Annotated in this window: 21 protein-coding genes; 10 read left to right on the top strand and 11 right to left on the bottom strand. The window is 72.4% G+C overall.

The genetic code is table 11. From position 1 onward, the window contains the following. The first annotated feature begins 96 nt into the window (after nt 1-96). Nucleotides 97-951, top strand: a complete 855-nt coding sequence (locus BJ964_RS01490) for a sigma-70 family RNA polymerase sigma factor (protein ID WP_188118969.1) — start codon at nt 97-99, stop codon at nt 949-951. 51 nt (nt 952-1,002) lie between these two features. Here the strand turns inward: BJ964_RS01490 and BJ964_RS01485 are convergent, their stop codons facing one another. Beyond that, nucleotides 1,003-1,518, bottom strand: coding sequence for a hypothetical protein (locus BJ964_RS01485; RefSeq protein WP_188118968.1), 516 nt, complete (start codon nt 1,516-1,518; stop codon nt 1,003-1,005). 176 nt (nt 1,519-1,694) lie between these two features. Here BJ964_RS01485 and BJ964_RS01480 point away from each other — a divergent pair, with 176 nt between their 5' ends. Further along, the gene (locus BJ964_RS01480) at nt 1,695-4,001 is read left to right on the top strand and encodes a HelD family protein (protein WP_188118967.1); all 2,307 of its coding nucleotides are present in this window, start codon (nt 1,695-1,697) and stop codon (nt 3,999-4,001) included. 111 nt (nt 4,002-4,112) lie between these two features. On the opposite strand, the gene BJ964_RS01475 is transcribed toward BJ964_RS01480, so the two are convergent. Continuing rightward, nucleotides 4,113-5,030 carry a sigma-70 family RNA polymerase sigma factor gene (locus tag BJ964_RS01475; RefSeq protein WP_188118966.1) on the bottom strand — a complete coding sequence of 306 codons (918 nt, stop codon included), beginning with the start codon at nt 5,028-5,030 and terminating at the stop codon, nt 4,113-4,115. A gap of 203 nt (nt 5,031-5,233) precedes the next feature. Here BJ964_RS01475 and BJ964_RS01470 point away from each other — a divergent pair, with 203 nt between their 5' ends. Next, the gene (locus tag BJ964_RS01470) at nt 5,234-5,734 is read left to right on the top strand and encodes a DUF456 domain-containing protein (protein WP_188118965.1); all 501 of its coding nucleotides are present in this window, start codon (nt 5,234-5,236) and stop codon (nt 5,732-5,734) included. Nucleotides 5,735-5,808: 74 nt separating this feature from the next. Here the strand turns inward: BJ964_RS01470 and BJ964_RS01465 are convergent, their stop codons facing one another. Together BJ964_RS01465 and BJ964_RS01460 are read right to left on the bottom strand one after the other, a co-directional pair. Beyond that, entirely contained in the window at nt 5,809-7,026 is a 1,218-nt protein-coding gene (locus BJ964_RS01465) for a D-alanyl-D-alanine carboxypeptidase family protein (RefSeq protein WP_407650785.1), read from the bottom strand. Continuing rightward, nucleotides 7,023-7,454, bottom strand: a complete 432-nt coding sequence (locus BJ964_RS01460; protein WP_188118964.1) for a hypothetical protein — start codon at nt 7,452-7,454, stop codon at nt 7,023-7,025. The genes BJ964_RS01465 and BJ964_RS01460 overlap by 4 nt, the downstream gene beginning before the upstream one ends. A gap of 268 nt (nt 7,455-7,722) precedes the next feature. Here BJ964_RS01460 and BJ964_RS01455 point away from each other — a divergent pair, with 268 nt between their 5' ends. Continuing rightward, complete coding sequence (locus BJ964_RS01455) at nt 7,723-8,073, top strand: histone-like nucleoid-structuring protein Lsr2 (RefSeq protein WP_188118963.1); 351 nt, start codon at nt 7,723-7,725, stop codon at nt 8,071-8,073. A gap of 195 nt (nt 8,074-8,268) precedes the next feature. On the opposite strand, the gene BJ964_RS01450 is transcribed toward BJ964_RS01455, so the two are convergent. The 5 genes from BJ964_RS01450 to BJ964_RS01430 form a co-directional block, all read right to left on the bottom strand. Next, entirely contained in the window at nt 8,269-9,147 is an 879-nt protein-coding gene (locus BJ964_RS01450) for an LLM class flavin-dependent oxidoreductase (RefSeq protein ID WP_188118962.1), read from the bottom strand. A 22-nt stretch (nt 9,148-9,169) separates the two neighbouring features. Beyond that, nucleotides 9,170-9,640: a MarR family winged helix-turn-helix transcriptional regulator gene (locus BJ964_RS01445; RefSeq protein ID WP_188118961.1), complete on the bottom strand. Its 471-nt coding sequence runs from the start codon at nt 9,638-9,640 to the stop codon at nt 9,170-9,172. An 89-nt stretch (nt 9,641-9,729) separates the two neighbouring features. Then, entirely contained in the window at nt 9,730-10,869 is a 1,140-nt protein-coding gene (locus tag BJ964_RS01440) for a PP2C family protein-serine/threonine phosphatase (RefSeq protein WP_188118960.1), read from the bottom strand. A 122-nt stretch (nt 10,870-10,991) separates the two neighbouring features. After that, nucleotides 10,992-11,384 (bottom strand): ATP-binding protein, encoded by a 393-nt coding sequence (locus BJ964_RS01435; RefSeq protein ID WP_188118959.1) that lies wholly within the window; start codon nt 11,382-11,384, stop codon nt 10,992-10,994. A 135-nt stretch (nt 11,385-11,519) separates the two neighbouring features. Then, the gene (locus BJ964_RS01430; protein WP_203832608.1) at nt 11,520-12,716 is read right to left on the bottom strand and encodes an RNA-guided endonuclease InsQ/TnpB family protein; all 1,197 of its coding nucleotides are present in this window, start codon (nt 12,714-12,716) and stop codon (nt 11,520-11,522) included. A 137-nt stretch (nt 12,717-12,853) separates the two neighbouring features. Here BJ964_RS01430 and BJ964_RS01425 point away from each other — a divergent pair, with 137 nt between their 5' ends. Beyond that, nucleotides 12,854-14,659: a sigma-70 family RNA polymerase sigma factor gene (locus tag BJ964_RS01425; protein WP_188118958.1), complete on the top strand. Its 1,806-nt coding sequence runs from the start codon at nt 12,854-12,856 to the stop codon at nt 14,657-14,659. Nucleotides 14,660-14,678: 19 nt separating this feature from the next. Next, nucleotides 14,679-15,677 (top strand): glucose-6-phosphate dehydrogenase (coenzyme-F420), encoded by a 999-nt coding sequence (fgd, locus tag BJ964_RS01420; RefSeq protein ID WP_188118957.1) that lies wholly within the window; start codon nt 14,679-14,681, stop codon nt 15,675-15,677. Nucleotides 15,678-15,680: 3 nt separating this feature from the next. Here fgd and BJ964_RS01415 read toward each other — a convergent pair whose 3' ends face one another. After that, nucleotides 15,681-16,808: a glycosyltransferase family 2 protein gene (locus tag BJ964_RS01415; RefSeq protein WP_188118956.1), complete on the bottom strand. Its 1,128-nt coding sequence runs from the start codon at nt 16,806-16,808 to the stop codon at nt 15,681-15,683. 216 nt (nt 16,809-17,024) lie between these two features. On the opposite strand from BJ964_RS01415, the gene BJ964_RS01410 reads away from it, so the two are divergent. Then, on the top strand, nt 17,025-17,678 hold the full coding sequence (locus BJ964_RS01410; protein WP_188118955.1) for an HAD family hydrolase: 654 nt from the start codon (nt 17,025-17,027) through the stop codon (nt 17,676-17,678). Nucleotides 17,679-17,682: 4 nt separating this feature from the next. Here the strand turns inward: BJ964_RS01410 and BJ964_RS01405 are convergent, their stop codons facing one another. Then, nucleotides 17,683-18,765 (bottom strand): PQQ-dependent sugar dehydrogenase, encoded by a 1,083-nt coding sequence (locus BJ964_RS01405; protein ID WP_188118954.1) that lies wholly within the window; start codon nt 18,763-18,765, stop codon nt 17,683-17,685. A 148-nt stretch (nt 18,766-18,913) separates the two neighbouring features. Between BJ964_RS01405 and BJ964_RS01400 the strand changes: the two genes are divergently transcribed. The 3 genes from BJ964_RS01400 (at nt 18,914) to BJ964_RS01390 (ending at nt 22,916) form a co-directional block, all read left to right on the top strand. Beyond that, entirely contained in the window at nt 18,914-20,386 is a 1,473-nt protein-coding gene (locus tag BJ964_RS01400) for an alpha/beta fold hydrolase (protein ID WP_229806713.1), read from the top strand. 74 nt (nt 20,387-20,460) lie between these two features. Next, nucleotides 20,461-22,257: a gamma-glutamyltransferase gene (ggt, locus tag BJ964_RS01395; RefSeq protein WP_188118953.1), complete on the top strand. Its 1,797-nt coding sequence runs from the start codon at nt 20,461-20,463 to the stop codon at nt 22,255-22,257. Between the two features lie 29 nt (nt 22,258-22,286). Beyond that, the gene (locus BJ964_RS01390) at nt 22,287-22,916 is read left to right on the top strand and encodes a hypothetical protein (RefSeq protein ID WP_188118952.1); all 630 of its coding nucleotides are present in this window, start codon (nt 22,287-22,289) and stop codon (nt 22,914-22,916) included. Nucleotides 22,917-22,920: the final 4 nt, after the last annotated feature.

Below are 22,920 nucleotides of genomic sequence, written 5' to 3'. Positions count from 1 at the left end.
CGCACCTCAAGGTGAACCCCGCGGCACTCAGCGCGCCGCATCTTTTTCCTCAGCGCCGGAGATCCCCTGCCGGCCGGTACCTGAGGAGACCCCCTGATGAGTGGTGAAGCGCCTTTCATCGAGCGGCGTGGCGAGGACATCGTCCGGGCGAACATGCCGCTCGTCGGGCACCTGGTGAGGGAGATGCTGGCCCGCGTGCCGTCGCACGTGAACCGGGACGATCTGCTTTCCGCCGGCTATGCGGCGCTGGTCTCGGCGGCCCGTGGCTTCGACGCCGAGCGTGGGGTGCCGTTCGCCCGTTTCGCCGCCGCCCGGGTACGCGGCGCCCTGCTGGACGAGCTGCGGGGCCTGGACTGGGCCAGCCGCTCGGTACGCCAGCGGGCCCGCCGTGTCGACTCCGCCCGCGAGGAGCTGATGGCCGAGCTGGGCCGGACGCCCACCGTGCAGGAGATCGCCGACAAGCTGGGCTGCACCGTGGAGGACATCGAGCACGGCGAGGGCGACGTGCACCGGGCCACCGTGTTCAGCCTCCAGGGTTTCGCGACCGCGACCGCCGACGACATCGTCACCGAGCCGGGCGCCGGGCCGGAGGAGATGCTGCTGCGCCGGGAGCGGTTCGGCTATCTGCGGCATGCCGTCGAGTCGCTGCCGGAGCGGCTGCGCACGGTGGTGCAGGGCTACTTCTTCGAGGAGCGGCCGATGGTCCAGATCGCGGCCGATCTGGGGGTCAGCGAGTCGCGGGTGTCGCAGTTGCGTGCCGAGGCGCTGGTCCTGCTCCGGGACGGGCTGAACACCCACCTCGACCCGGCCATGGCGGCGCAGAGCCCGCCGAAGGAGGGCTGTGTGGCCCGGCGCCGGGCCGCCTACTACGACAAGATCGCCAGCCGGGGCACCCTGCGTACCCGGCTCGATCTGACCGGCCCGGACGGCCTGCCGCTGGCGGCCGCCTAGACAGTGCCGGGGGCACGGGGCCCGCCGCGGATCGCGGCGGGCCCCGGAAGATCAGCCGCCCGCGCAGGTGCCGGCCTTCTTCTGCGCGGCGATCGCCTTGTCGGCGCCCAGCTTGTAGAGGGTCAGGCCCTCCTTGGCCGGTTCCAGCCGCCACGCGTCGGCCTCGTAGACCATGGTGTACGACTGGGCCGCCACCAGTTGCTTCGCGATCACCACGGCCCGGTCGGTGCCCTCCATCCGGGCGCTGGTGAGCTGGATCGCCAGGCCCTTGCGGGAGCAGGTGGTGTTCAGCTTGACGTAGTCGTCCTTGCTGATCGCCTGCTTGCCGGACGACGTGTACATCTCCCACGCGCCGGCGAAGTCGCCACCGCTGAACCGGTCGAAGACGGTCTGGGCGGCGACCTTCGCGCCCTCCAGGGTCTTCGGCTCGGGACCGCCGGCGGCCGCCGCCGCGGCGTTGCCGGCCGGGGCCTCGCTGTCCTCGGAGCAGGCGGCGGAGAACGTGAGGATGGCGGCCGCGGCGAGGGCCAGGGCGCCCAGACGTCGATACGGGTGGTTGCTGTCCATGTCCCGGTTAATCCCATCGACGGGCCTGGCGTAACGGGCCGCCGGGGGCGATGACGGGTTCCGGACAGTCCCGCCCGGGGCCGTAACCTGCGGTGCCTCCGCTATTCTGGTCGTTTGCCGAAAGCGTTGCGGCAAACAAAAAAGGGCAACCATAAGAATGGCTGCCGAACGCCGGAATGATAGCACGAAAAGGGGCGACTTTGTCAAGCTCGAACGCCGACATCGATTCTGAGCAGGCGTACTTGACCACGCTCTACCAGCGGCTGGATCAATTGCGTGACCAGGCCGACAGCAGGTTGCGCGCGATCCTGCTGGAAGCGGGCGGAACCCCGCAGGGCCGGACCCAGCGGGAGGCCACCCGCGGCCACTACGCCGAACAGCTGGCCCAGTTCAATTCGGTGGAGAACGGCCTCTGCTTCGGCCGGCTGGACTTCTCCGCCAGTAATCCCCGCTACATCGGCCGGCTCGGGCTCTTCGCCGAGGACCGTGACCAGGATCCCCTTCTGGTGGACTGGCGGGCCCCGGCCGCCCGGCCGTTCTATCTGGCCACCGCGGTCAGCCCGGAGGGGGTGACCCGGCGGCGGCACCTGCGCACCCGGGGCCGGGTGCTCACCGGGATCGACGACGAGGTGCTCGACATCGAGGCCGGCGACGGCAGCGGCCGGGAGGACGTGACAGGTGAGGCGGCGCTGCTGTCCGCGCTCACCGCCAAGCGGACCGGCCGGATGCGCGACATCGTCGAGACCATCCAGGCCGAACAGGACGAGGTGATCCGTTCCGGACTGCCCGGTGTGCTGGTGGTCCAGGGCGGTCCGGGCACCGGGAAGACGGCGGTGGCACTGCACCGGGCGGCCTACCTGCTCTACACCTACCGGGAGCAGCTCACCCGTACCGGTGTGCTGATCCTCGGGCCGAACACCACGTTCCTGCGCTACATCTCCCAGGTGCTGCCGTCACTTGCCGAGACCGGTGTGTTGCTGGCCACCCTGGGTGACATGTTCCCGGGGGTCCGCGCGCACGCCGCCGAACCGCCCACGGTCGCCGCGGTCAAGGGCGGCCTGGGCATCCTCGACGCCCTGGAGAACGCGGTCGCCGACCGGCAGACCGTGCCGGACACCTTCGTCGAGGTCGACCACGACGGCTATCCGCTGCGCATCGAGCGGGAGGTGCTGCTCGCCGCCCGGGCCGCGGCCCGCCGGTCCGGTAGGCCGCACAACGTGGCCCGGCAGGTCTTCGTGACCGAGGCCATCCACCAGCTCTCCCTGCAGATCGCCGAGCGGATCGGCGCCGACCCACTGGGCGGCGAGAACCTGCTCTCCGCGGCCGACCTCGCGGAGACCCGCCGTGAGCTGCGCGAGGACATCGACGTACAGCAGGCGCTCTTCGACTTCTGGCCGGTGCTCACCCCGCGCCAGGTGCTGCGCGACCTGCTCTCCGACGCCGGCCGGCTGGAGTCGGCCGGTCTGCCGGCCACGCTGCTGCGCGAACGCGGCCACGGCTGGACACCGGCCGACGTGCCGCTGCTCGACGAGCTGGCCGAGCTGCTCGGCGTCGACGACACGCTCAAGGTGCGTGAGCAGCAACGGCAGAGAAAGGCCGCGATCGAGTACGCGGAAGGCGTGCTGGAGATCGTCGAGGGTTCCCGGTCGCTGGACTTCGAGGACGAGGGCGCCGAGAAGGACGAGATCCTCTCCGCGCTCGACGTGGTCGACGCCGGCGCGTTCGTCGAGCGGCACGAGGTGATCGACACGCGGACCGCCGCCGAACGGGCCGCCGCCGACCGCAGCTGGGTGTTCGGGCACGTGATCGTCGACGAGGCGCAGGAGCTGTCGCCGATGGCCTGGCGGCTGCTCATGCGCCGCTGCCCGAGCCGTTCGATGACCGCGGTCGGTGACGTCGCGCAGACCTCCGAGCTGGCCGGGACCACCACCTGGGAGCAGGTCTTCGAGCCGTACGTGGCGCAGCGCTGGCGGATCGTCGAGCTGAGCGTCAACTACCGGACGCCGTCCGAGGTGATGGCGGTCGCGGCCGACGTGCTGGCCGCGGTCGATCCCGCGCTACGGCCTCCGCGGTCGGTCCGCTCGGCCGGCGTGACGCCGTGGGCGCGCCGGGTGCCGCCGGCCGCGCTCGTCGAGGAGCTCGTCACGGTGGTACGCAAGGAGGCGTCCCTGATCGAGGAGGGCCGTCTCGGTGTCCTGGTCCCGGAGAGCCTGGAGCCGTCCCTGGGCGCCGAGCTGGTGGCCGCCGTCCCCGGCGCGGCCGTGGGGGAGCAGCCCGACCTGCTGAACCACGTGGTGCTGATGACCGTCCGCCAGGCGAAGGGTCTCGAGTTCGACTCGGTGCTGGTGGTGGCCCCCGACGCGATCATCGCCGAGAGCCCGCGTGGCCTCTCCGACCTGTACGTCGCGGTCACCCGGGCCACCCGCAGCCTCGGCGTCCTGCACACCACCGACCTGCCGAAGGTGCTCGCCTCGCTGGCCTGACCACGGGCGCGCGCCCGGCGTACCGGGAAAGGGCCGGAGAAGGACCCTCGGGGAGGGTGGGAGGGCAACGAATCGGGCCCGGCGCCGGAGGACGCCGGGCCCGATCGTGTGTCAGGCGGCCGGAGCGGACTTGACGCCGCGGCCGATCGCGGTGTGGCCGTTGGCGTTGGTCATCGCCAGGCGGCTGCGCATCGAGGTGTTGCTGGCGATGTTGGCGTAGTACGTGGCGCGGCGGCGGGCCGTGATGCTGTCCGGGTTCTCCGGGACCGGGGCCAGCTCCGGGTTCAGGTGGGTGTTCAGGCCGTCGCGCAGCAGCGAGAGGGCCTCGGCGCGCAGCTGTGAGACACGCGACTCGGTGACACCCAGGTCGGCGGCGATCTCCGCCATCGGGCGCTCGGCGAGGAAGTACTCGTTCACCACGGTCTGGAGGCGGTCCGGCAGCGAGCCGATGGCGTGGTGCAGGTAGCCGATCTGCTCACGGCGCAGCAGCATCTCCTCCGGGCCCGGGGTCGGCTCGGTGACCAGGTCGTCGGCGCTGCTCGTGGTGAAGCCCTGCAACGACAGGACGGTGGCCCGCTGCACGTCGGTGTCGGTCTGGTGCAGGTCGGTGGTGGTGGTGCCGAGCGCCTGGGCCAGCTCCTCCGGCGTGGGCGTACGGCCCAGCGTGGTGGTGAGGTTCTGACGGGTCACGTCGGTGTTGCGGGCCTTGGACCGCACCGAACGGGTCGCCCAGTCCAGGGCGCGCAGCTCGTCGAGGAGCCCGCCGCGGATGCGGGTGGCGGCGAAGCGGTGGAACGGGACGCCGCGGGCCGGGTCCCAGCCGCGGGCCGCGGTGACCAGGGCGTGCAGGCCGGCGCTGGTCAGGTCGTCGCGGTGGATGTGGTTCGGGATCCGGGAGAGCATGTCGCGGACCAGGTGGCCGACCAGCGGCATGTGCGTGCGGATCAGCTCCTCCTGCTCGGCGGCGGAGAGCACGGGCGAGGCGGTGTCGGCGATCAGGTCGGCGGCGGTCGTCGCGGTGCTGGTCATTCGTTTCCCCCGGTTGTTCGTCGGCGCCCCTGGCTGGGTGGGCACCGGCTGACAGGAGAAACTTTCGAGTGCGGGGGGTGCACGCTCCGGTCACTTACGGTTGTCTGGCGGTTGCATCGGACCGGCCTGCTCCGTGACGGCTCTTGGATCGGCGGGCGAGGGCCTCGGTTGAGGGTTCGGAAGCGGTACGGCAGGGTGTGCGCATGGATTTGAGCGACACCGGTTCGGCCATCGCCCTCATCTCCGGCCTGGTGATCCTGACCGGCGTGGTCGGGGTCCTGGTGCCGGTGCTTCCCGGCCTGCTGCTGACCTGGTCCGGGGTGATGCTCTGGGCGGTCCTCGGCGACGGCGGCGGCGGCGCCCGGCTCGTGGTCGCGGTGCTCGCCACGGTGCTCACCGGCCTGGGCCTGGTGATCAAGTACCTGTGGCCGGGGAAGAAGCTCAAGGACAGCGGCGTGCCCACGTCGGCGCTGCTGGCCGGCGGGGTGCTCGGCATCGTCGGCTTCTTCGTGGTGCCGTTCGTGGGCCTGATCCTCGGCTTCGTGCTCGGGATCTGGCTGGTCGAGCTGAGCCGGCTGGGCGTGGAGCGGGCCTGGCCGTCGACCCGCTCGGCGCTCGGGGCGGTCGGCCTGGCCCTGCTGGTGGAGCTGGCGGCGGCGCTGGCGATCGCGGTGATCTGGCTCTTCGGCCTGGCGTTTGCCTGAGGGCTTCGCTCAAGGGCGAATCCTAGGAGCGGATCCTGACGGCGGGTCTTAGGAGCGGGTCTTAGGAGCGGATCCTAGGAGCGGGCCATCCGGCGGCGTCGCCGGACGGCGATCAGGAGCAGCAGCGGCGTGCCGGTGAGCAGCACCGCCACCGAGGCCGCCGCCGCGACGGTCAGCCCGGCCGGCGCGGACGGCCGCTCGTTGCCGGCCCCACCGCCGCCGGCGGCCGTGGTCTTCTCCACCCGGGGCGTACTGGAGGCCGCCACCTCCTCCGGGGTGACCAGGTTGCCCACCGACGACCCGGCCGGCAGCGAGAACCCCCAGTCGAGCAGCTTGGCGCCCTGTTCCCAGCCGCGCAGCGGCCGCGCCTCGGCGCCCAGCAGGGTGGCCACCAGGGTGCGGCCGTCGCGGGTGGCCGCACCGACGTAGCTGTGCCGGGCGAGGGTGGTGAACCCGGTCTTCCCGCCGAGCGCGCCCGGGTAGTTGTAGATCAGCTTGTTCTCGTTCTGGAACTGGAAGCCGCCCACCTTCGGCTTCTTCTGCGCGGGCAGCCGGGCCGTCTTCGTCAGCACGTACTTGCGGAAGTCGTCGCTGGCGAAGCACACCCGGGCGATCAGCGCCAGGTCGTACGCGCTGGTGAACTGCCCTTTGCCGTCCAGCCCGGACGGGGTGACCGCGTGCGTCTGGCGTGCGCCGAGCGCGGCCGCCTTGGCGTTCATGGCGGCGACCGTCGTGGCGAGGCCGTCCTTGCCGCCGCCTCCGGCCAGCCGGGCGAGCGCGTTGGCGGCGTCGTTGCCCGAGTTGAGCATCAGCCCGAGCCAGAGGGTCGCGATCGTGTACTGCCCGCCGACCACGAGGCCGACCGCCGAGCTGCCGGGCTCGATGTCCAGGTCGCCGCGGGTCACGGTGATCTTCTGAGCCGGGTCGAGCTGATCGATCGCGGTCGCGGCGAGCAGCATCTTCTGCACACTGGCCGGGGTCTGGTGGACGTGCGGGCCGCAGGCGCCGAGCACCTCGCCGGTCTCCAGGTCGGCCACCAGCCAGGTGGTGGCGGTCAGGGCCGGCGGCTTCGGGCTGTTCTCCGGGACGACCAGGCCGTGGGTGGCGAGGTCGTCGCCGCCGACCCGCATGTCCTCGGCCACCTCGGCGGGCGGGGTGGGCCGGGGCGGCGCGCTGGGCTTGGCGATCTTCGGCTTGGGGCACGGGATCTCGGCGCGGGCGGCCGACGCCGTCGCCGGGACTCCGGTGAGCACGAGAAGCACGGCCGCGCACGCCGCCACGAGAGCTCTCACGGCCAGACGTCCCCGGCGGTCAGCCGCTTCTCCAGCAGGGTGGCCAGGGGGATCGAATCCCCGTCGCGCCCGCCCGCGCCCACGATCAGCCGCGGCATGCTGGGGGAGAGGTCGGCGCCGGTGAACCGGGCCCGCAGCGACGGCGTCACGGTGAGCACGTAGTACTCCCCGTCGTCGCCGACGGCCACCGAGCGGTCGGATTTCAGGTACCACCCGCGGATGTGCGTCCGGTAGGTCGACCGGCCGTCGAGACTGCGGGCGGCCAGCGTGTGCGGGGCCAGGCCGGCCTCGGCGGCACGGCGCACGAAGTCGTCGAGCAGCGCGGCGGCCTGCCGCGCCTCCGCGCTCCGGTCCGCCTCGAGGGCGGCGGCGCGAACGGCAACGGCCCGGCGCTGCTGCTCCCGCCAGGCGGCCTGCTCGTCCTGCATGGCGCCGACCCTAACGCGAGACGCCGGGTTCCGGTCAACCGGGCTTTCCCGGATTCTGCTCCAATTCCCAGGTTCCATTCCGATAACCGGGGCGAAAAGAATTGCCGGATCGCGGTGGGGAGTTGCGCCATGGCCCTTCCGCGCGCCAGACTGAGGCTTATTCGGGACCCACCTTGAGTGTCACTCAGCGTAGGTCGGCGGCGGCGGCCTCCACCGTCGTGAATGAGCCTCACCGGGTTCGGTTGATTAATTCTTCTCGGGAGTCGTTATGGCGCGGCAGGTAATCACCACCCTGATCGACGATCTGGACGGCAAGAAGGCAGATCGGACGGTCGAGTTCAGTCTGGACGGCGTCAGCTACACGATCGACCTTTCCGAGGCCAATGCCGGAAGGCTGCGTAAGGCCCTGGACCCGTTCATCTCCGCGGGCACCCGGCTGGGACGCACCACGTCGGGGCGTATCCCGTCGCGTGGCGCCGCCCCCGTCCGCACCGCGGGTTCCCGCGACGAGAACCGGTTGATCCGGGAGTGGGCGATCCGGAACGGGCACAAAATCTCCGAGCGGGGCCGCATTCCGCAGGAGGTCAGCAACGCCTACCGGGCGGCGCACGGGCGCTGATTCCCAACGGTTGTCACCGTGCCGGCGGCCCCTCACCGGCACGGTGCGTGACGTTGCCTTGACGCGGTGCGAGACCGTCGATCTCGGTGTGTGGAGCCGGCGATAACCGGCGGTAAACGGACCGGCTGCCGGAGACCGTGATAAATCCCACTCGATCATCGAGGGAATCGCAATCGGTCCGAATGGGACCCGGCTTTACCGATTAGTGAGGCGGGGCAGCTCCGCGGCGACCGCCTCCAGCACCTTCTCGTCGCCCGCGTACCAGCTGGACTCCCGCGGCCAATGCGTGATCACGTCGGTGAATCCCAGCTCCCGGGCCCGCCCGGTCGCGTCGGTGAAGGCATCCACGCTGGTCATCGAGTAGACCGGCGACGAGTCCAGGTTCAGGTAACGGTCCACCGATTCCAGCGGGCGGCCGGCGGACTCCATGGCCGCGTGGAAACGGTCCCGGATTTCGGCCACCGCCCGCCACCATTCCTCGGCGCTGTCCGCCTGCGGGCCGGTCGTCACCCAGCCGTCGCCGTACCGGGCGGCGAGACGCAGCGCCCGCGGGCCGTTGGCGGCGACCACGAACGGCGGTCGCGGCTGCTGCACCGGGCCCGGATCGTTGCGCGCGTCGACCGCCGAATACCAGGAACCGGACCAGGTGGTCGCCGGCTGCCGCAGGATGCCGTCGAAGAGCTCCAGGAACTCGGCGAAACGGTCCACCCGGGCGCGCGGCGTCAGCTCCGGGGCGCCGAGGACGGCCGAGTCGAAGCCGATGCCGCCGGCGCCCAGGCCGAGGATCAGCCGGCCGTCGGAGATGTCGTCCAGGGCGGTGACCTCCCGGGCGAAGTGCACCGGGTGGCGGAAGTTCGGCGAGGCCACGTACGTCCCGAGGCGGATCCGGGAGGTGACCATGGCGGCGGCGGTGAGGGTCGGTACGGCGTCGAACCACGGGCCGTCGACCAGATCGCGCCAGCCGAGGTGGTCGTACGTCCACGCGTGGTCGAAGCCGAACTCCTCGGCGAGCCGCCAGCGCCGGCTCGCGTCGGCCCAGCGCCGGTCGGGAAGGATGACGATGCCGATACGCACGGCGGAAGCCTACTGCGGCGGCTCAGGCCGTCTGCCGGCCGCTCTCCGGGTGTTCCTCGGCCGAGGGGTGCCCGGCCGCCGCCGAGAAGGCCTGGAGGGCGCGCAGCAGGTCCTCGCGCGCGGCGACCGGCATCCGCTCCAGCACCTCGGCCAGCGCGGCCTGCCGGCGCTCGCGGAGGTCGGTCAGCAGCCGCCGGGCCGCCGAGGTGAGCAGCAGCCGCACCTCGCGACGGTCCCGGGGGTCGGCGACCCGGCGCAGCAGGCCGGTGGCCTCCAGCCGGTCGCAGAGGCGGCTCGCCGAGGACGGCACCACGTCGAGGGCCTCGGCCAGCCGGCTCATGTTGGTGTGCCGGTTGCCGGCGACGATGGTCAGCACCCGGAGCTGGGCCGGCGGCACCGCGGGCTGCTGGGCCAGTCTGGCCCGTTCGAGGACGCCCACCAGTGACTCCACCGACGACTCGACAGCCGCGGCGATCTCGGTGGCGTGCTCCATCCCGTTTCCCGTCATCGCCAGTCGCGGACCCGTGAACTTACACCTATACCTGCCGGGGGAGATTTCGAAACGTCGAAGCCGAGAAAATCTCAGCGTCGCCAGTCCAGGCAGACGGTCACGGCGTCATCCTCCGGCTCGGCGCCGGCGTGATAGTCGCGCAGGCCCCTCATCACCGTACCCACCGCCTCGGTGGCGGGCTGCAACCGTGTCCGGCGAACCGCGCTGAACAGGGCGGACGCGCCGTACCGGGCGAGCCCGCGGGGTGTGGCCGAGTGGACGCCGTCACTGACCACGAGCATCCGGTCACCCGGCTCCAGCCGGAACCGCTGGATCTCGTAGTGCGCCTCGCCGAACATGCCGAGCGGCAGCTGCTCCTCCAGCGGGACCCTCTCGGTCCCGCCGCCGCGGGCGACCAGGCAGTGCGGCGAACCGGCGTCCACGGCGGCCACCCCACCGCCGACCAGGTCGATCTCCAGGAGCAGCGTGGCGGTGTGCAGGGCGCCGCCGTACCGGGAGTGCACCGCGTCGGAGGCCAGCTCGGCCTGCTCCACGATGTCGGCGCCGCACCGGCGGGCGTTGCGCATGGCGTTGACCGCCAGCGAGGTGAGCAGGGCGGCCTCCATCCCGTCGCCGCAGCCGTTGAGCACCGTGACGGTCAGCCGGTCGCCGTCGAGGGCCCAGTCGAAGTGGTCGCCGCGCACGTCGTACGCCGGCTCCAGCTGACCCGCGATGAGGAACCGCTCGTCGCCGAGGGACCGCCCGGGCAGCAGGTCCCACTGCAGCTCGGCGGCCATCGTGAGCCGGGCCCGCCGCTGCGCCCGCCGGTAGCGGTCGGTTGCGGGCGAGGCGGCGCGCAGCGCGGTGGCGAGTTCGTCGGCGTCGGCGGCGAGCCGGTCGCCGAGATCCCCGCCGGGCCTCTCGGGCAGTTCGAGGCGCAGCACCCCGACCCGCTCGCCCCAGCAGCTCAGCGGCAGGTGCAGGCGGACCGGGCCGCCGTTGGCCCGCTCGGCGCCGGGACGCTGGCTGCCGAAGCAGCGCAGCGCGGCGGCGTCGGGGTGCTCGTCCGGGCCGAGCAGCGGGGACAGCCGGGTGAAGGTGAGGTCGGGCACCAGCACCTCGACGGCGCCGGCGGCGTAATGGCGGCGCAGATGCTCGGCGGCCACCTCGGGCAGCCGGTCGGGCGGCGCGGCCCGCAGCAGCGAGCCGAGGGGCGCCGGTTGATCGGACATTCCGGACTCCTCTCCACGACGTCACGTTCGACCGGGCAACAACGACAGGTGTTTGTTATACGGCAAGCAATTCGCGCCGGAACCACCCCCCGTGCGGGTGGCCCGGCGCGATACCCGCTACCTCAGGCGAAGGACTTCTCGAAGTGGATCAGGCTCCCGGTGCGCGGGCCCGACTGCATGCGCACGTTCTCGCCCAGCGCCCGGATCAGGAAGAGGCCACGACCCCGCTCGCTCGCCGCCGACGGAACGGCGTCCACCGCGGGATCGAAACCGGTGCCGTCGTCCACCACGTCGATGGAGCAGCGGTCCTCACCCACGTCGAGGTGCACCTCGAAGTTCTCCGCCCCGGCCGCGTGCTTCACCACGTTGGCGCACGCCTCGGTCAGGGCGATCTCCAGATCCGCGCCGGCCTGGCGATCCACTCGCAGGATCGTCAGGGCGCAACGCAACAGGCGGCGCACCGCCGGAACGCTGTCCACCTCGCGGGGCAGATTGAGCCGGACCGACATGCGCATGACTTTTCTGTGCCCGATCCGCCGTCCGGCTAACCACGGCCGAATGGTGATCACGGCGCCGAAACGTGTTATCCATGGTGCCCGCGGCCCGTCTCCCTCATCGGTGCGACCCGCGCCCGGAGGGCAGGAGCAGACTTAACGACTCCCTGCGGATGAATCCGGGGGATTCCCAGCTCGGACCGCACCTGATCCACGCTCCCGGAAGGAGGCGATCTGATGTCTGACGTCGTCGGCACTGGCACGGTCGCGTTCAGCCGTGGCGAGGATCGTCCTCGCGGCGTTGAGGTCGCGGCAGGCGGTGTATCCGCAGGCCGGGCACTCGAAGACTCTTACGCCCAGTCCGAGGCGGTGATTGGCTCTCTCGCCGCACTCGGAGCAGGTCATCGTGGTGTAGGCGGGCGGTACCAGCACCACCTTCCGGCCCGCCCGCTTGCCACGCTCGACAAGTTCTCGCTTCGCTGCGCCGATCGCGGCGTCGGCGGCCTTACGGGCCATCCGGGACTTCGCAAGGAACTTCGGCTTGAAGTCCTCCACGGCGATCAGGCTGTGATGCGCGGTGACGTTCTTCGCCCAGACGCGGGCGTCGTGGGTGTTCTGTCGGGCCGCCTTCTTCGCGATCCGGGCGGCCTGCTTCTTGGCCTGCTGGTAGCCCTTCGACGGGGTCTGGTTCTTCGGCCGGCGACGGCGGGCCATCCTGCGCTGCGCTTTCGCCAGCTCGGCGGCAGAACGGCGCCGGTGGCCGAGGTGCGGCAGGTCGAAAGCCGGGTCGGTGGTGGTGGCGGTGGTCTTCACGCCCCAGTCCACGCCGATGCCCGGCAGGTCCGGATCCGGGACGGCGGCCTGCTCGCGGGTGACCACGAACGACGCATACCAGTGGCCGAGGCTGTCCTGGTAGACCCGCACGCTGGTCGGGTCGCACGGCAGCTGCCGGGACCAGACGACCGGCACGGTGACCTTGTTCGGCAGGCGCAACCGCCCGTCCTTGATCCGAAAACCGCGAGTGGTGTACTCCAGGCTGGGCAGCGCGTCCTTCTTGCGCTTCTTCTTCGGACGGCCCCGGCCCTTGACCTTGAACGAGTGGGTCAGGGCGGTTCCGTAGGTGCGCAGCGTCTGCTGCTGGGCGACCTGCGACCCGGCCCGCAGCCAGGCGTTACCGCCCCGGGCCTCGGTCAGCAATGTCGACAGCTTCCCGAACGTCGGCTTGCGGCCGGACTTTTGCTGGTGCACGGCCTCGTTCCACAACCAGCGGCAGCGGCCCCACTCGTCGAGCAGCGCGGCCCGCGCCTGACGGCCGGGCCGCAGGCGGTAGGTGTAACGCACCGTCTCATCCACGTCGGCGATCACCCTAGCGGTGGTTCACCACCCACGCCTATCCGCCTTGACGGCGGATCGGGCACCCCTGCGCTGCTTCGCAGGGGTTCGGTTTCCTCCCCACGGCCTGAAGCCCGAGTTTCCACGGAAGGGTCTCGATGACACGACAGCCCGGCATCGCGATCGTGACGGCCGCCCGCGCGGGCGACCCGGCCGCGGTCGACCGCCTGGTCGCCGGCTACCTGCCGCTGGTCTACACCATCGTGGGCCGGGCACTGGAGGGGCACGCCGACGCCGACGACGTGGTGCAGGAGGTCATGCTCCGGGTGCTGCGCAACCTCGGCGAGCTGCGCGATCCGGCGGCGTTCCGCTCCTGGCTGGTCGCGATCACCGTGCGCCAGGTGCGGGAGCGCTTCCGGAGCCGGCCGCCGGCCGTGGAGCTGGATCCCGAGCTGCGCGATCCCGGCGCCGACTTCACCGACCTGGCGATCACCCGCCTGGAGCTCTCCGGACAGCGCCGGGAGACCGCCGAGGCGACCCGCTGGCTCGACGAGGAGAACCGGGAACTGCTCTCGCTCTGGTGGCTGGAGGCGTCCGGCGAACTCACCCGCGACGAGATCGTCGAGGCCACCGGCCTGGGCCGCCAGCACGCCGCGGTCCGGATCCAGCGGATGAAGGGCCAGCTGGAGACCGCCCGCGCGGTGGTCCGGGCGCTGCGCCCGCCGCGCTGCCCGGAGCTGTCCGCGACCCTGTCCGGCTGGGACGGGCGCCCCGGCCCGCTCTGGCGCAAACGCATCGCCCGGCACACCCGCGACTGCCGGCGGTGTGCGCCCGCCTGGCAGGACATGGTGGAGGCCGAGCGCCTGCTCGCCGGCATGGCGCTGGTGCCGCTGCCGCCCGGCCTCGGCTCCGCCTTCGGCAAGATCCAGATCAACACCCTTTCCGGTACGGGTACGCCGGCCGCGAACGCGACGGTGGCGGTGAAGACCGGTGGCGCCGTGACGTCGAAGGTGCTGGCCGGGGTGCTCGCCGCGGGCCTGGTGACGGGCGGCGGCGCGCTGGCTCACACGTACCGGGAACCGGCGGAGCCGCCCAGACCCGCGGCGGTCGTCGCCGCACCGGAGGTCTCCACCACCCCGGCCGCGCCCTCTCCCGCGCCGTCGCTGTCGCCCTCGGCCGTGCCCACCACGAAGTCGCCGTCGAGGAAGGCGACCGCCGTGCCCGCCGCCCGCTCGCCGAAGAAGGGCGCCGGGGTGTGGAAGTTCGCCGGTTCGAAGGGCGCGCTCAAGGACGTCGGCGCGGGCTGGTACTACGACTGGGGACCGGCCGACGACGAGGTGCCCGGCCCGGCCGGCGTCGAGTTCGTGCCGATGATCTGGGGCGCCGCCGATGTCACCGACGCGACCCTGAAGCGGGCGAAGGCCGAGGGCGACGTGCTGCTCGGCTTCAACGAGCCGGACCTGGCCGAGCAGTCGAACGTGACCGTCGAGGCCGCGCTGGCCGCCTGGCCCCGCCTCGAAGCGACCGGGATGAGGCTGGTCAGCCCGGCCGTCGCGTTCGGCGGCGACACGGCCGGCGGCTGGCTCGACCGGTTCATGACCGGCGCCGCGGCGAAGGGGCTGCGGGTCGACGCGATCGCCCTGCACTGGTACGGCTCGGACTTCAGCGCCGCCGCGGTGAACCAGTTCCTCGGCTACGTCGACACCGTCCACAAGCGCTACGGCAAGCCGATCTGGGTCACCGAGTTCGGTCTGATCAATTTCGGCGGCACGCCGCGCTACCCGAGCGACGCGCAGAAGGTCCGGTTCATCAACGGCGCCACCGCGGGCCTGGAGAAACGGTCGTACGTCGAGCGGTACGCCTGGTTCGGGCTGCCGGCCGTCGGTGACAGCGCCGACTTCGGCCTCTACACCGATGCGGACAGCCCCACGGCAGCTGGAAAGGCTTACCGCGCGGCCGGATGACCGGGGATAGGCTTCGGTGATGATTCGCTTCGGCTACAAGGCGTCGGCGGAGCAGTTCGCGCCGGCGGAGCTCCTCAAGTACGGCATTCTGGCGGAGGAGCTCGGGTTCGACTCGGTCTTCGTCAGTGATCACCTGCAACCGTGGCGGCACGACGGCGGCCATGCTCCGGCGGCTCTGCCCTGGCTGGGGGCGCTCGCCGCGCGTACCGAGCGGGTGCTGATCGGCACCAGCGTGCTCACGCCGACGTTCCGCTACCACCCGGCCGTGGTGGCGCAGGCGTTCGCCACGCTCGGCTGCCTGGCGCCGGGCCGCGCGATCCTCGGTGTCGGCTCCGGCGAGTCGCTCAACGAGGTGCTGCTCGGCACGCAGTGGCCGGACGGCAAGGAGCGGTTCGCCCGGCTCAAGGAGGCCGTGCTGCTCATCCAGAAGCTCTGGGCCGAGGACCGGGTCACCTACGAGGGCCAGTTCTACCGGACCGAGAACGCGACCATCTACGACAAGCCGGACGTCCCGGTGCCGATCTACATCGGCGCCTCCGGGCCGGCCGCCACCCGGCTGGCCGGGCGGATCGCCGACGGGTTCATCACCACCAGCGGCAAGGGGCACCCGCTCTACACCGACACGCTGCTGCCGGCTGTCACCGAGGGCGCCGAGAAGGCCGGTCGCAAGATCGACGACCTGGACCTGCTGATCGAGGTCAAGGTCTCCTTCGACGACGACATCGAGCGGGCCCGCAACGACACCCACTACTGGGGCGCGCTGGCCCTCTCCCCGGAGGAGAAGACCGGCGTCGAGGACCCGGTGGAGATGCAGCGGCTGGCCGACGCCCTGCCGGTCGAGCGGACCGCGACCCGCTGGATCGTCTCCTCCGACCCGGCCGAGCACGCCGCGAAGGTCGCCGAGTACCTGGACATGGGCTTCAAGCACCTGGTGTTCCACGCGCCCGGCCCGGACCAGGAGCGGTTCATGCGCCTCTACGCCGACCAGATCCTGCCGCAGCTCCGCGCCCGCGGCTGACACTCACACCGAGCGGAGGTCGCCTCGGCCGCCCTCGGTGCCGCCGCCCTCGCCGTTGATCACGCGCAGGTTGGGGCGCACCTGGCCGCGGGGCTGGCCGGCGGTGTCCGGGTTCTCCCGCCAGCGGCGCCGGTTCGGGATCTCCCCGGCCGGCCGGGCGGCCGGCGGCAGCGAGGCGGGCCCGGTCGCCGAGACCGAACGGCCGGACGCGCCGGAACGGCGTTCCACGCCGCGGCGTTCCCCGCGGCGCCGGTCCGGGAATCCGAGCCCGGCGCTGTTCGGGTGATCCAGCCCGGTGCTGTCCGCGTGGAGGGAGGCGGTGCCGTCCGCGCTGTTCGGGGACGGCCAGTGGTGCGGCCCCGGACCGGCGGGCAGCCGGTCGATCGTCGGGCGCCTGGTGGCGTTGATCCCCGTGCCGTCGGGTTCCGGGCCCACGATGATCGGCGGCGCCGGGCGCGCCGCCCCGGCGGTGAGCACCACGATGCTCTCCGGTGTGATGGCCCGCGCCGCCCGGCGCCGGGCCAGGAACTCCCGGAACACGGCCGACAAGCCGGTGAGCAGCGGGGTGCCGGTGAAGGCGGGACGACGGCCCACCGGGACCTCGGTGACCCGCAGGCCGGCGGCCCGGGACCGGACGGTGAGCAGCGGTTCACCGTCCCGGCCGTCGCCGCGGTCCGGGTCGGTCCCGGCCACCCGGGGCAGCCCCAGCCGGCCGGCCAGGTCACGCCGGAACGCCCGCAGACCGGAGCCGGGGTCGGACGGGCGGCAGCCGAGCAGGACGCTCATGAACCAGAGCAGGATCAGGTCGGTGAACCGGGCCGGGGTGTGGGCACCCTCCGCCACGTCGGCGCCGGAACGCAGCGCCTCGACGAGACGGGGCACCTCGGCCGGGTCGGCCGATTCGTCGCCGGGCACCGTGACGACCACGTCGCCGGTGGCCGCCGCGACCCCGCAGGCGAGCGCGTTGCCGGCCCCGGTCCGGGTCTGGCGGATCATCCGGGCGGCCCGGGGCAGCCCATGGACGATCTCCTCGCCGGGCCCCACCACCACGATCACCTCGTGCACCGGAGGCAGTGCGCCGAGCAGGATCGGCAGCCGGTCCGCGGTGGGGACCGGGATCACTACGCTCACGGAGGGTGATCTCGGGGCTTTCGGCACTGGCATGTGGGACGGCTCCCCGGCTCGACGTCAAGGATGCGCCCGAAGCTACCGTCCGGCCACCCGCCTGCACCCTGGCCTATCGGGTGAGTGTGATCATCTGCGCGGACCGAACCGGCCGGGAGCGCCGCTCCTGCGTCGTGGGAGTGTGACCGAGCGTACAAAATCTTTTTGGGTAGGGTGATCGATGTGAGCATCGAGGCGATCGTCTTCGACCTGGACGGGGTCATCATCGACACCGAGGAGGTCTGGGAGGAGGTCCGGCGCGGCTACGTGGCCGAGCACGGCCGGGAGTTCCTGCCGGACAGCCAGGACCGGATGATGGGCATGAGCACCGGGGAGTGGTCGGCACACCTGGCCGACGAGGTGGGCGTACCCCGTACCGCTCCGGAGGTCGCCGCGGACGTCCTGGGCCGGATGGCCGGGCGTTACCGCGAAGCGCTGCCACTGATTCCCGGGTCCGTCGAGACGGTCCGGGCGCTCGGCGCCCGCTACCGCCTCGCCCTGGCCAGCTCCTCGGCCCGGATCCTGATCGACCAGGTGCTGGAGACCGCCGGGCTGACCGGCGCCTTCGAGGTGACCCTCTCCACCGAGGAGGTGCCGCGCGGCAAGCCGGCGCCGGACGTCTACCTCGAGGCGGTCGGCAAACTCGGCCTCACCCCCGGCGTCTGCGCCGCCGTCGAGGATTCGAGCAACGGCCTGCGTTCGGCGGCCGCGGCCGGTCTCACCGTGATCGCGGTGCCGCACGGCGTCTACCCACCGGCCGAGGACGCACTGGCCGGGGCGACGCTGGTGGTGAAGGCGATCACCGAGGTGACCCCGGAGACGATCGCCGCCCTGTGAACGGTCAGCGGGCCGGGAAGCGCAGGATCCGGTCGTCGCCGTCGCGGATGTCGCCGCGGCCGTCGGTGTTCGAGGTGGTCAGCCACAGCGAGCCGTCCGGCGCCACGGCGACCGTGCGCAGCCGGCCGTACCTCCCGGTGAACTCGGCCTTCGCCGAGCCGCCGCCGAGCGGCACCGTCCACAGTCGTTCGCCCTTGAGCGCGGCGACATAGAGGGTGTCGCCGGCGACGGCGGCTCCACTGGGGGAGGCCTCGTCGGTGCCCCACTGGAGGATCGGGTTCGCGTACCGGTCGTCGCTGCCGCGGCCCTCCACCTCGGGCCAGCCGTAGTTCTTCCCCGGCTCGATGAGGTTGACCTCGTCCCATTGGTTCTGCCCGAACTCGATGCCGTACATCCGGCCCTGTGCGTCCCAGGCCAGGCCCTGCACGTTGCGGTGGCCCAGGCTCCAGACCGGGGAACCCGACCACGGGTTGCCGGGCGCCGGGTCGCCATCGGGGGTGAGCCGCAGGATCTTCCCGGCCGGGTCGTCGCGGTCCTGTGAGCGTGACCGCTCGCCCGCGTCCCCGGTGCCGACGTAGAGCATGCCGTCCGGGCCGAACGCGATCCGGCCACCGTTGTGGTTCCCGGCCTTGGCGATCCCGTCGAAGATCACCTCCGGGTCGCCGCCGGACCTCCGGAACCGGACGATCCGGTTGTCGTCGGCGGCAGTGAAGTACGCGTACACCCAGTCGTCCTTGACCGCGAGCCCGAGCAGGCCGCCCTCGCCGCCGGCGTCGACCGCCGCGAGCCGGCGCAACTCGGTGGGCTCGCCGCCCGGTCGCACCTGGAGGATGCGGGCGGTGTCGCGCTCGGCCACCAGGGCGGTGCCGTCCGGCAGGAAGGCCAGACCCCACGGCACGTCCAGGCCGGTGGCCACGGTCTCCGGCGCGGAGAGGTCCGGGGTCCGCGGGGAGGTGACCGAGGGCGCCGGAGCACCCGAGCGGGCCGGCACCGGCGCCACCGTCGGCGCGGCCGCCTCCCCGTTGGCGGAGCAGGCGGTCAGGACGGCCACGCTGGTCGCCGCGAGGGCCCGGCGGATCGATGCCATTCCCCAACCCTGCCACGCATCCCCGCGGATGGCCCGCCGAGATGTGCCCTATATGCGGTAAATGACGCTGTTTGCCGGATCGGCCGGGTCGATCCGGCCCAAGATGGGGCCGCGTGGTGCCGGGCCGCGTAGGGCGGAGGTCTGGGCTTTGCGAGCTTTGGCACGGCGGGTCACGGCCGCGATCCTCACCCTCACGACCCTTCTGGCGTACGCCCCACAGCCGGCCCACGCCGGCCAGGCGCCGGGCACCGGGCCGCCGATCGTCTGGAAACCGTGCGCGGGGGACGCCACGGTGCAGTGCGGCACCATACGCGTACCGGTCGACTGGTCCGCGCCGTCCGGTCCCCGCCTCGACATCGCCCTGGCCCGCAGCCTGGCCACCGACCGGGCCACCCGGGTCGGGACGCTGCTGGTCAACCCCGGCGGCCCCGGCGTCTCGGCGGCCAACCTGGTCCTGGACCACGAGTACTTCGGCGCCGACGTGCGCCGCCGCTTCGACATCGTCGGGGTCGACCCGCGCGGCGCCGGCCGCAGCGCCCCGATCCTCTGCGACCAGGCGCTGGTCGACCGGAATCCGGCGCCCCTGTTCACCACCGAGGCCCAGTTCCGGCAGGCCGGCGAGTACAACCGCCGGCTGGCCGCCGACTGTGCGAGCCGCAGCGGGGCGGTCTACCGGCACGCCGACTCGATCAGCGTGGTCCACGACATGGAGGCCGTCCGGATCGCCCTCGGTGAACAGCGGATCAGCTTCTACGGCGCCTCCTACGGCAGCCTGCTCGGCCTGTTCTACGCCGAACGCTATCCGGACCGGCTGCGCGCGCTGGTGCTGGACAGCGTGATGGACCACAGCGCCGGGGTGGACGCCTTCCTCACCCAGACCGCCGATGCCGTGCAGGCCGCCTTCGACCAGTTCGTGGCCTGGTGCGCCCGGGACGCCATGTGCGTGCTGCGCGGCCAGGACATCAAGCGGATCTGGGCGGAACTGATGCGGCGGGCCACGGCCGGGCAGCTGGTCGACCCGTACGACCCGCCGGCCCGGATCGGCGCCTGGGAACTCGTCTCGGCGGCGTTCAGCGCGTTCTACGACCCGCAGTGGTACTCGTTCGCGTACTACCTGAAAGACGCGTACGAGCCCGCGCCGGCGGCCGCCGCGCCGGTCCTGGAATCGGCCGACCTCACCCCGCACAGCTTCGGGGCGGTCATGTGCCAGGACTGGTGGCTGCCGGTCGCCGGGTTCACCGCCTACCAGGGCCGGATGCGGGCGCTGGCGGTCCGGGCCCCGCAGATGCTGGCCTCGCCGCTCGCGCTGAGAGCCCTGGGCGGCTGCCTCGGCCGCGAAGCCCCGGTCAACCCGCAACGGCCGATCCCGCCCGTCCCCGGGCCGGTCCTGGTGGTCAACTCCCGGTACGACCCGGCCACCGCGTACGTCTGGGCGCAGCAGGTCACCCGGCAGCTCGGCCCGGCCGCCCGGCTGCTCACCTACCAGGGGTGGGGGCATGTGGCGTACACGCACAGCCCGTGCGTCAGCGGCGCGGTCGATCGTTACCTGATCGGGCTGACCATGCCCGCGTCCGGCGCGTCCTGCCCGGCGATCGAGCCGAAACCGTTCGGTGTCGGATGAGGAACCGGTTGTGCGCCGCGCCGATCCCCGGTAGGCAGGGATAGATGGCCGACGTTGTCCAATCTGGAGGGCCGATGCGGATCCTGCCCGCGCTGACAGCGCTGTCCCTGACCACCCTGGGGTTCGTGGTCACGTCCCCACCGGCCCTGGCCGGCGGTGGCACACCGGTCAAGGAGCCGACCGCGATCGGCTACGGCGGCGCGGTCGCCACGGTCGACGCCACCGCCACCGCGGTCGGCCTCGACGTGCTGCGGCACGGCGGCAACGCGGTGGACGCCGCGGTCGCTGCCGCCGCCACGCTCGGCGTCACCGAGCCGTTCTCGTCCGGCATCGGCGGCGGTGGATTCTTCGTCTACTACGACGCCCGGAAACGGTCGGTGTCGACGATCGACGGGCGGGAGACCGCGCCGGCCACCGCCACCGACAAATACTTCATCGACCCGGCGGACGGGCTGCCGTACGACTTCAGTGAGGCCCGGGTGAGCGGGCTCTCCACCGGCGCGCCCGGCACCCTGGCCACCTGGGAGGAGGCGCTGGACCGATGGGGCACCCGCTCGCTGGCCGCCTCGCTGCGGCCCGCCGCCCGGGTCGCCGAGCAGGGCTTCGAGGTCGACGCCACGTTCCGTCAGCACGTCGCCGACAACGCCGCGGCGTTCGGCCAGTTCACCTCGAGCCGGGAGCTCTACCTGCCGGGCGGGGCGCCGCCCGCGGTCGGCACGATCCAGCGCAACCCCGACCTGGCGGCCACCTACCGGCTGATCGGGGAACTGGGCACCGGCGTCTTCTACCGGGGTGCGGTCGCCGGCGACATCGTCGGGACGGTCCAGCACCCGCCGGTCGCGGCCGACCCGTGGGGCACCTGGGCGTACCCGATCAGGCCCGGCGTGCTCACCAGGGCCGACCTGGCCGGCTATCGGCTGCGGTTTCCGGCCCCGACCCGCTCCGACTACCGCGGGCTCACCGTCTACGGCATGTCCACGCCGTCCAGCGGCGGCACCGCGGTCGGCGAGGCGCTCAACATCATCGAGGCCGGGCTGCCCACCTCGGCGACCGCCACCGACAAACTGCACCACTACCTGGAGGCGTCGGCGCTCGCCTTCGCCGACAGGAACCGGTACGTGGGGGCGTACACCGATCGGTCGGTCCTGAAGAAGTTGATCTCGGACCGCTGGGGCGCGCAGCGCGCCTGCGAGATCGACCGCACGAAGGCCCTGGTCAAGCCGGTCGCGCCCGGCGATCTGAACGGATCCGGCTGCGCCACCGCCACCGCGGGCGGCGCCGTCGAGGAGGGGCAGAGCACCACCAACCTGACCGTCGCCGACCGTTGGGGCAACGTCGTCGAGTACACCTTCACCATCGAGGCGACCGGCGGCAACACCATGGTCGTGCCGGGGCGCGGCTTCCTGCTCAACAACGAGCTGACCGACTTCAACTTCGCGCCCACCCAGGGCACCGCGCCCGACCCCAACCTGCCCGGCCCGGGCAAGCGGCCGCGCAGCTCGATGTCGCCGACCATCGTGCTCTCCGACGGCAAGCCGTTCCTGGCGCTCGGCTCGCCCGGCGGCGCCACCATCATCACCACCGTGCTCCAGGTGCTGGTCAACCGGCTCGACCTGGGCATGACCCTGCCGGAGGCGATGGCCGCGCCGCGCGGCTCGCAGCGCAACAGCGCCGGCATCCAGGCCGAGGCGGCGTTCCGCAACCAGTACGGTCCGGTGCTCACCCCGCTCGGCCACACGTTCGCCGCGGACGTGGCCGAACTCGGGGCGGCCACCGCGATCGAGTTCACCCGCGGCGGCGGCTTCATCGCCACCGCCGAACCCGCCCGCCGGGGCGGCGGCGCGGCCGCGGTGGTCCACCCGAAGCGCTGACCGGCGGGACATGGGGGAGGATCGGCCCCATGTTCTGTGAGAAGTGCGGCGCGCCGCCGTCCCTGGACGGCGGCGCGCACCGGTGCGCCCGGGTGAACGAGGGCGAGCTGGAGACGTTCTCGGTGGCCAGCCGGCGGGTGATCCGGTTCGCGGTGACCTACGTGATCGTCTCGGTGGCCACCGCGGTGCTGGCCTCGGTCGGGGCGGACGCGCTGGTACGGGGCGCTACCGACCCGACCGGGGTGGGCCCGATGGGCTTCATGGTGGTCTTCGCCATGATCGCCGGGTTCCTCGCGCTGGTCTGCCTCATCGGCCTGGTGGTCTGCACCATCGTCTGGATCATCAGCGCCCACCGGGTCACCGACGCCGGCCCCGGCATCGCCGGCTACAGCGCCCTGTTCCTCAGCCTCGCGCTGATCACCGCCGGCTACGTGCTGTCCGGGCAGCTGCACGCGTACGCCGTCACCGGTCTGCGGTTCGGCGGCCTGATCGTGCTGATCATCGGGGTGGTGCTGACCCGTAACCGGATCCGGCGGCTCACCGACATGCCGATCCCGTCCGGCAAGAAGTCGCTGATCACCGACGAGGACTGGAAGGCGTCCGAGTGGGACCCGGAGGTCCAGCGGGAGATCGAGCGCCGGGGCCGCCCGACCGGCTGAGACC

The sequence above is a fragment of the Actinoplanes lobatus genome (assembly GCF_014205215.1).
Taxonomy (GTDB): Bacteria; Actinomycetota; Actinomycetes; order Mycobacteriales; family Micromonosporaceae; genus Actinoplanes; species Actinoplanes lobatus.
The sequence above is the reverse complement of the archived record's forward strand: the minus strand, read 5'-3'. Positions and strand labels throughout refer to the sequence as shown.

What these genes read in the sequence shown, in the direction of transcription:
- BJ964_RS01490 (WP_188118969.1), top strand. Translation starts at nt 97, where the DNA reads ATGAGTGGTGAAGCGCCTTTCATCGAGCGGCGTGGCGAGGACATCGTC.
- BJ964_RS01485 (WP_188118968.1), bottom strand. Translation starts at nt 1,518, where the DNA reads ATGGACAGCAACCACCCGTATCGACGTCTGGGCGCCCTGGCCCTCGCC.
- BJ964_RS01480 (WP_188118967.1), top strand. Translation starts at nt 1,695, where the DNA reads ATGATAGCACGAAAAGGGGCGACTTTGTCAAGCTCGAACGCCGACATC.
- BJ964_RS01475 (WP_188118966.1), bottom strand. Translation starts at nt 5,030, where the DNA reads ATGACCAGCACCGCGACGACCGCCGCCGACCTGATCGCCGACACCGCC.
- BJ964_RS01470 (WP_188118965.1), top strand. Translation starts at nt 5,234, where the DNA reads ATGGATTTGAGCGACACCGGTTCGGCCATCGCCCTCATCTCCGGCCTG.
- BJ964_RS01460 (WP_188118964.1), bottom strand. Translation starts at nt 7,454, where the DNA reads ATGCAGGACGAGCAGGCCGCCTGGCGGGAGCAGCAGCGCCGGGCCGTT.
- BJ964_RS01455 (WP_188118963.1), top strand. Translation starts at nt 7,723, where the DNA reads ATGGCGCGGCAGGTAATCACCACCCTGATCGACGATCTGGACGGCAAG.
- BJ964_RS01445 (WP_188118961.1), bottom strand. Translation starts at nt 9,640, where the DNA reads ATGGAGCACGCCACCGAGATCGCCGCGGCTGTCGAGTCGTCGGTGGAG.
- BJ964_RS01440 (WP_188118960.1), bottom strand. Translation starts at nt 10,869, where the DNA reads ATGTCCGATCAACCGGCGCCCCTCGGCTCGCTGCTGCGGGCCGCGCCG.
- BJ964_RS01435 (WP_188118959.1), bottom strand. Translation starts at nt 11,384, where the DNA reads ATGCGCATGTCGGTCCGGCTCAATCTGCCCCGCGAGGTGGACAGCGTT.
- BJ964_RS01425 (WP_188118958.1), top strand. Translation starts at nt 12,854, where the DNA reads ATGACACGACAGCCCGGCATCGCGATCGTGACGGCCGCCCGCGCGGGC.
- fgd (WP_188118957.1), top strand. Translation starts at nt 14,679, where the DNA reads ATGATTCGCTTCGGCTACAAGGCGTCGGCGGAGCAGTTCGCGCCGGCG.
- BJ964_RS01405 (WP_188118954.1), bottom strand. Translation starts at nt 18,765, where the DNA reads ATGGCATCGATCCGCCGGGCCCTCGCGGCGACCAGCGTGGCCGTCCTG.
- ggt (WP_188118953.1), top strand. Translation starts at nt 20,461, where the DNA reads ATGCGGATCCTGCCCGCGCTGACAGCGCTGTCCCTGACCACCCTGGGG.
- BJ964_RS01390 (WP_188118952.1), top strand. Translation starts at nt 22,287, where the DNA reads ATGTTCTGTGAGAAGTGCGGCGCGCCGCCGTCCCTGGACGGCGGCGCG.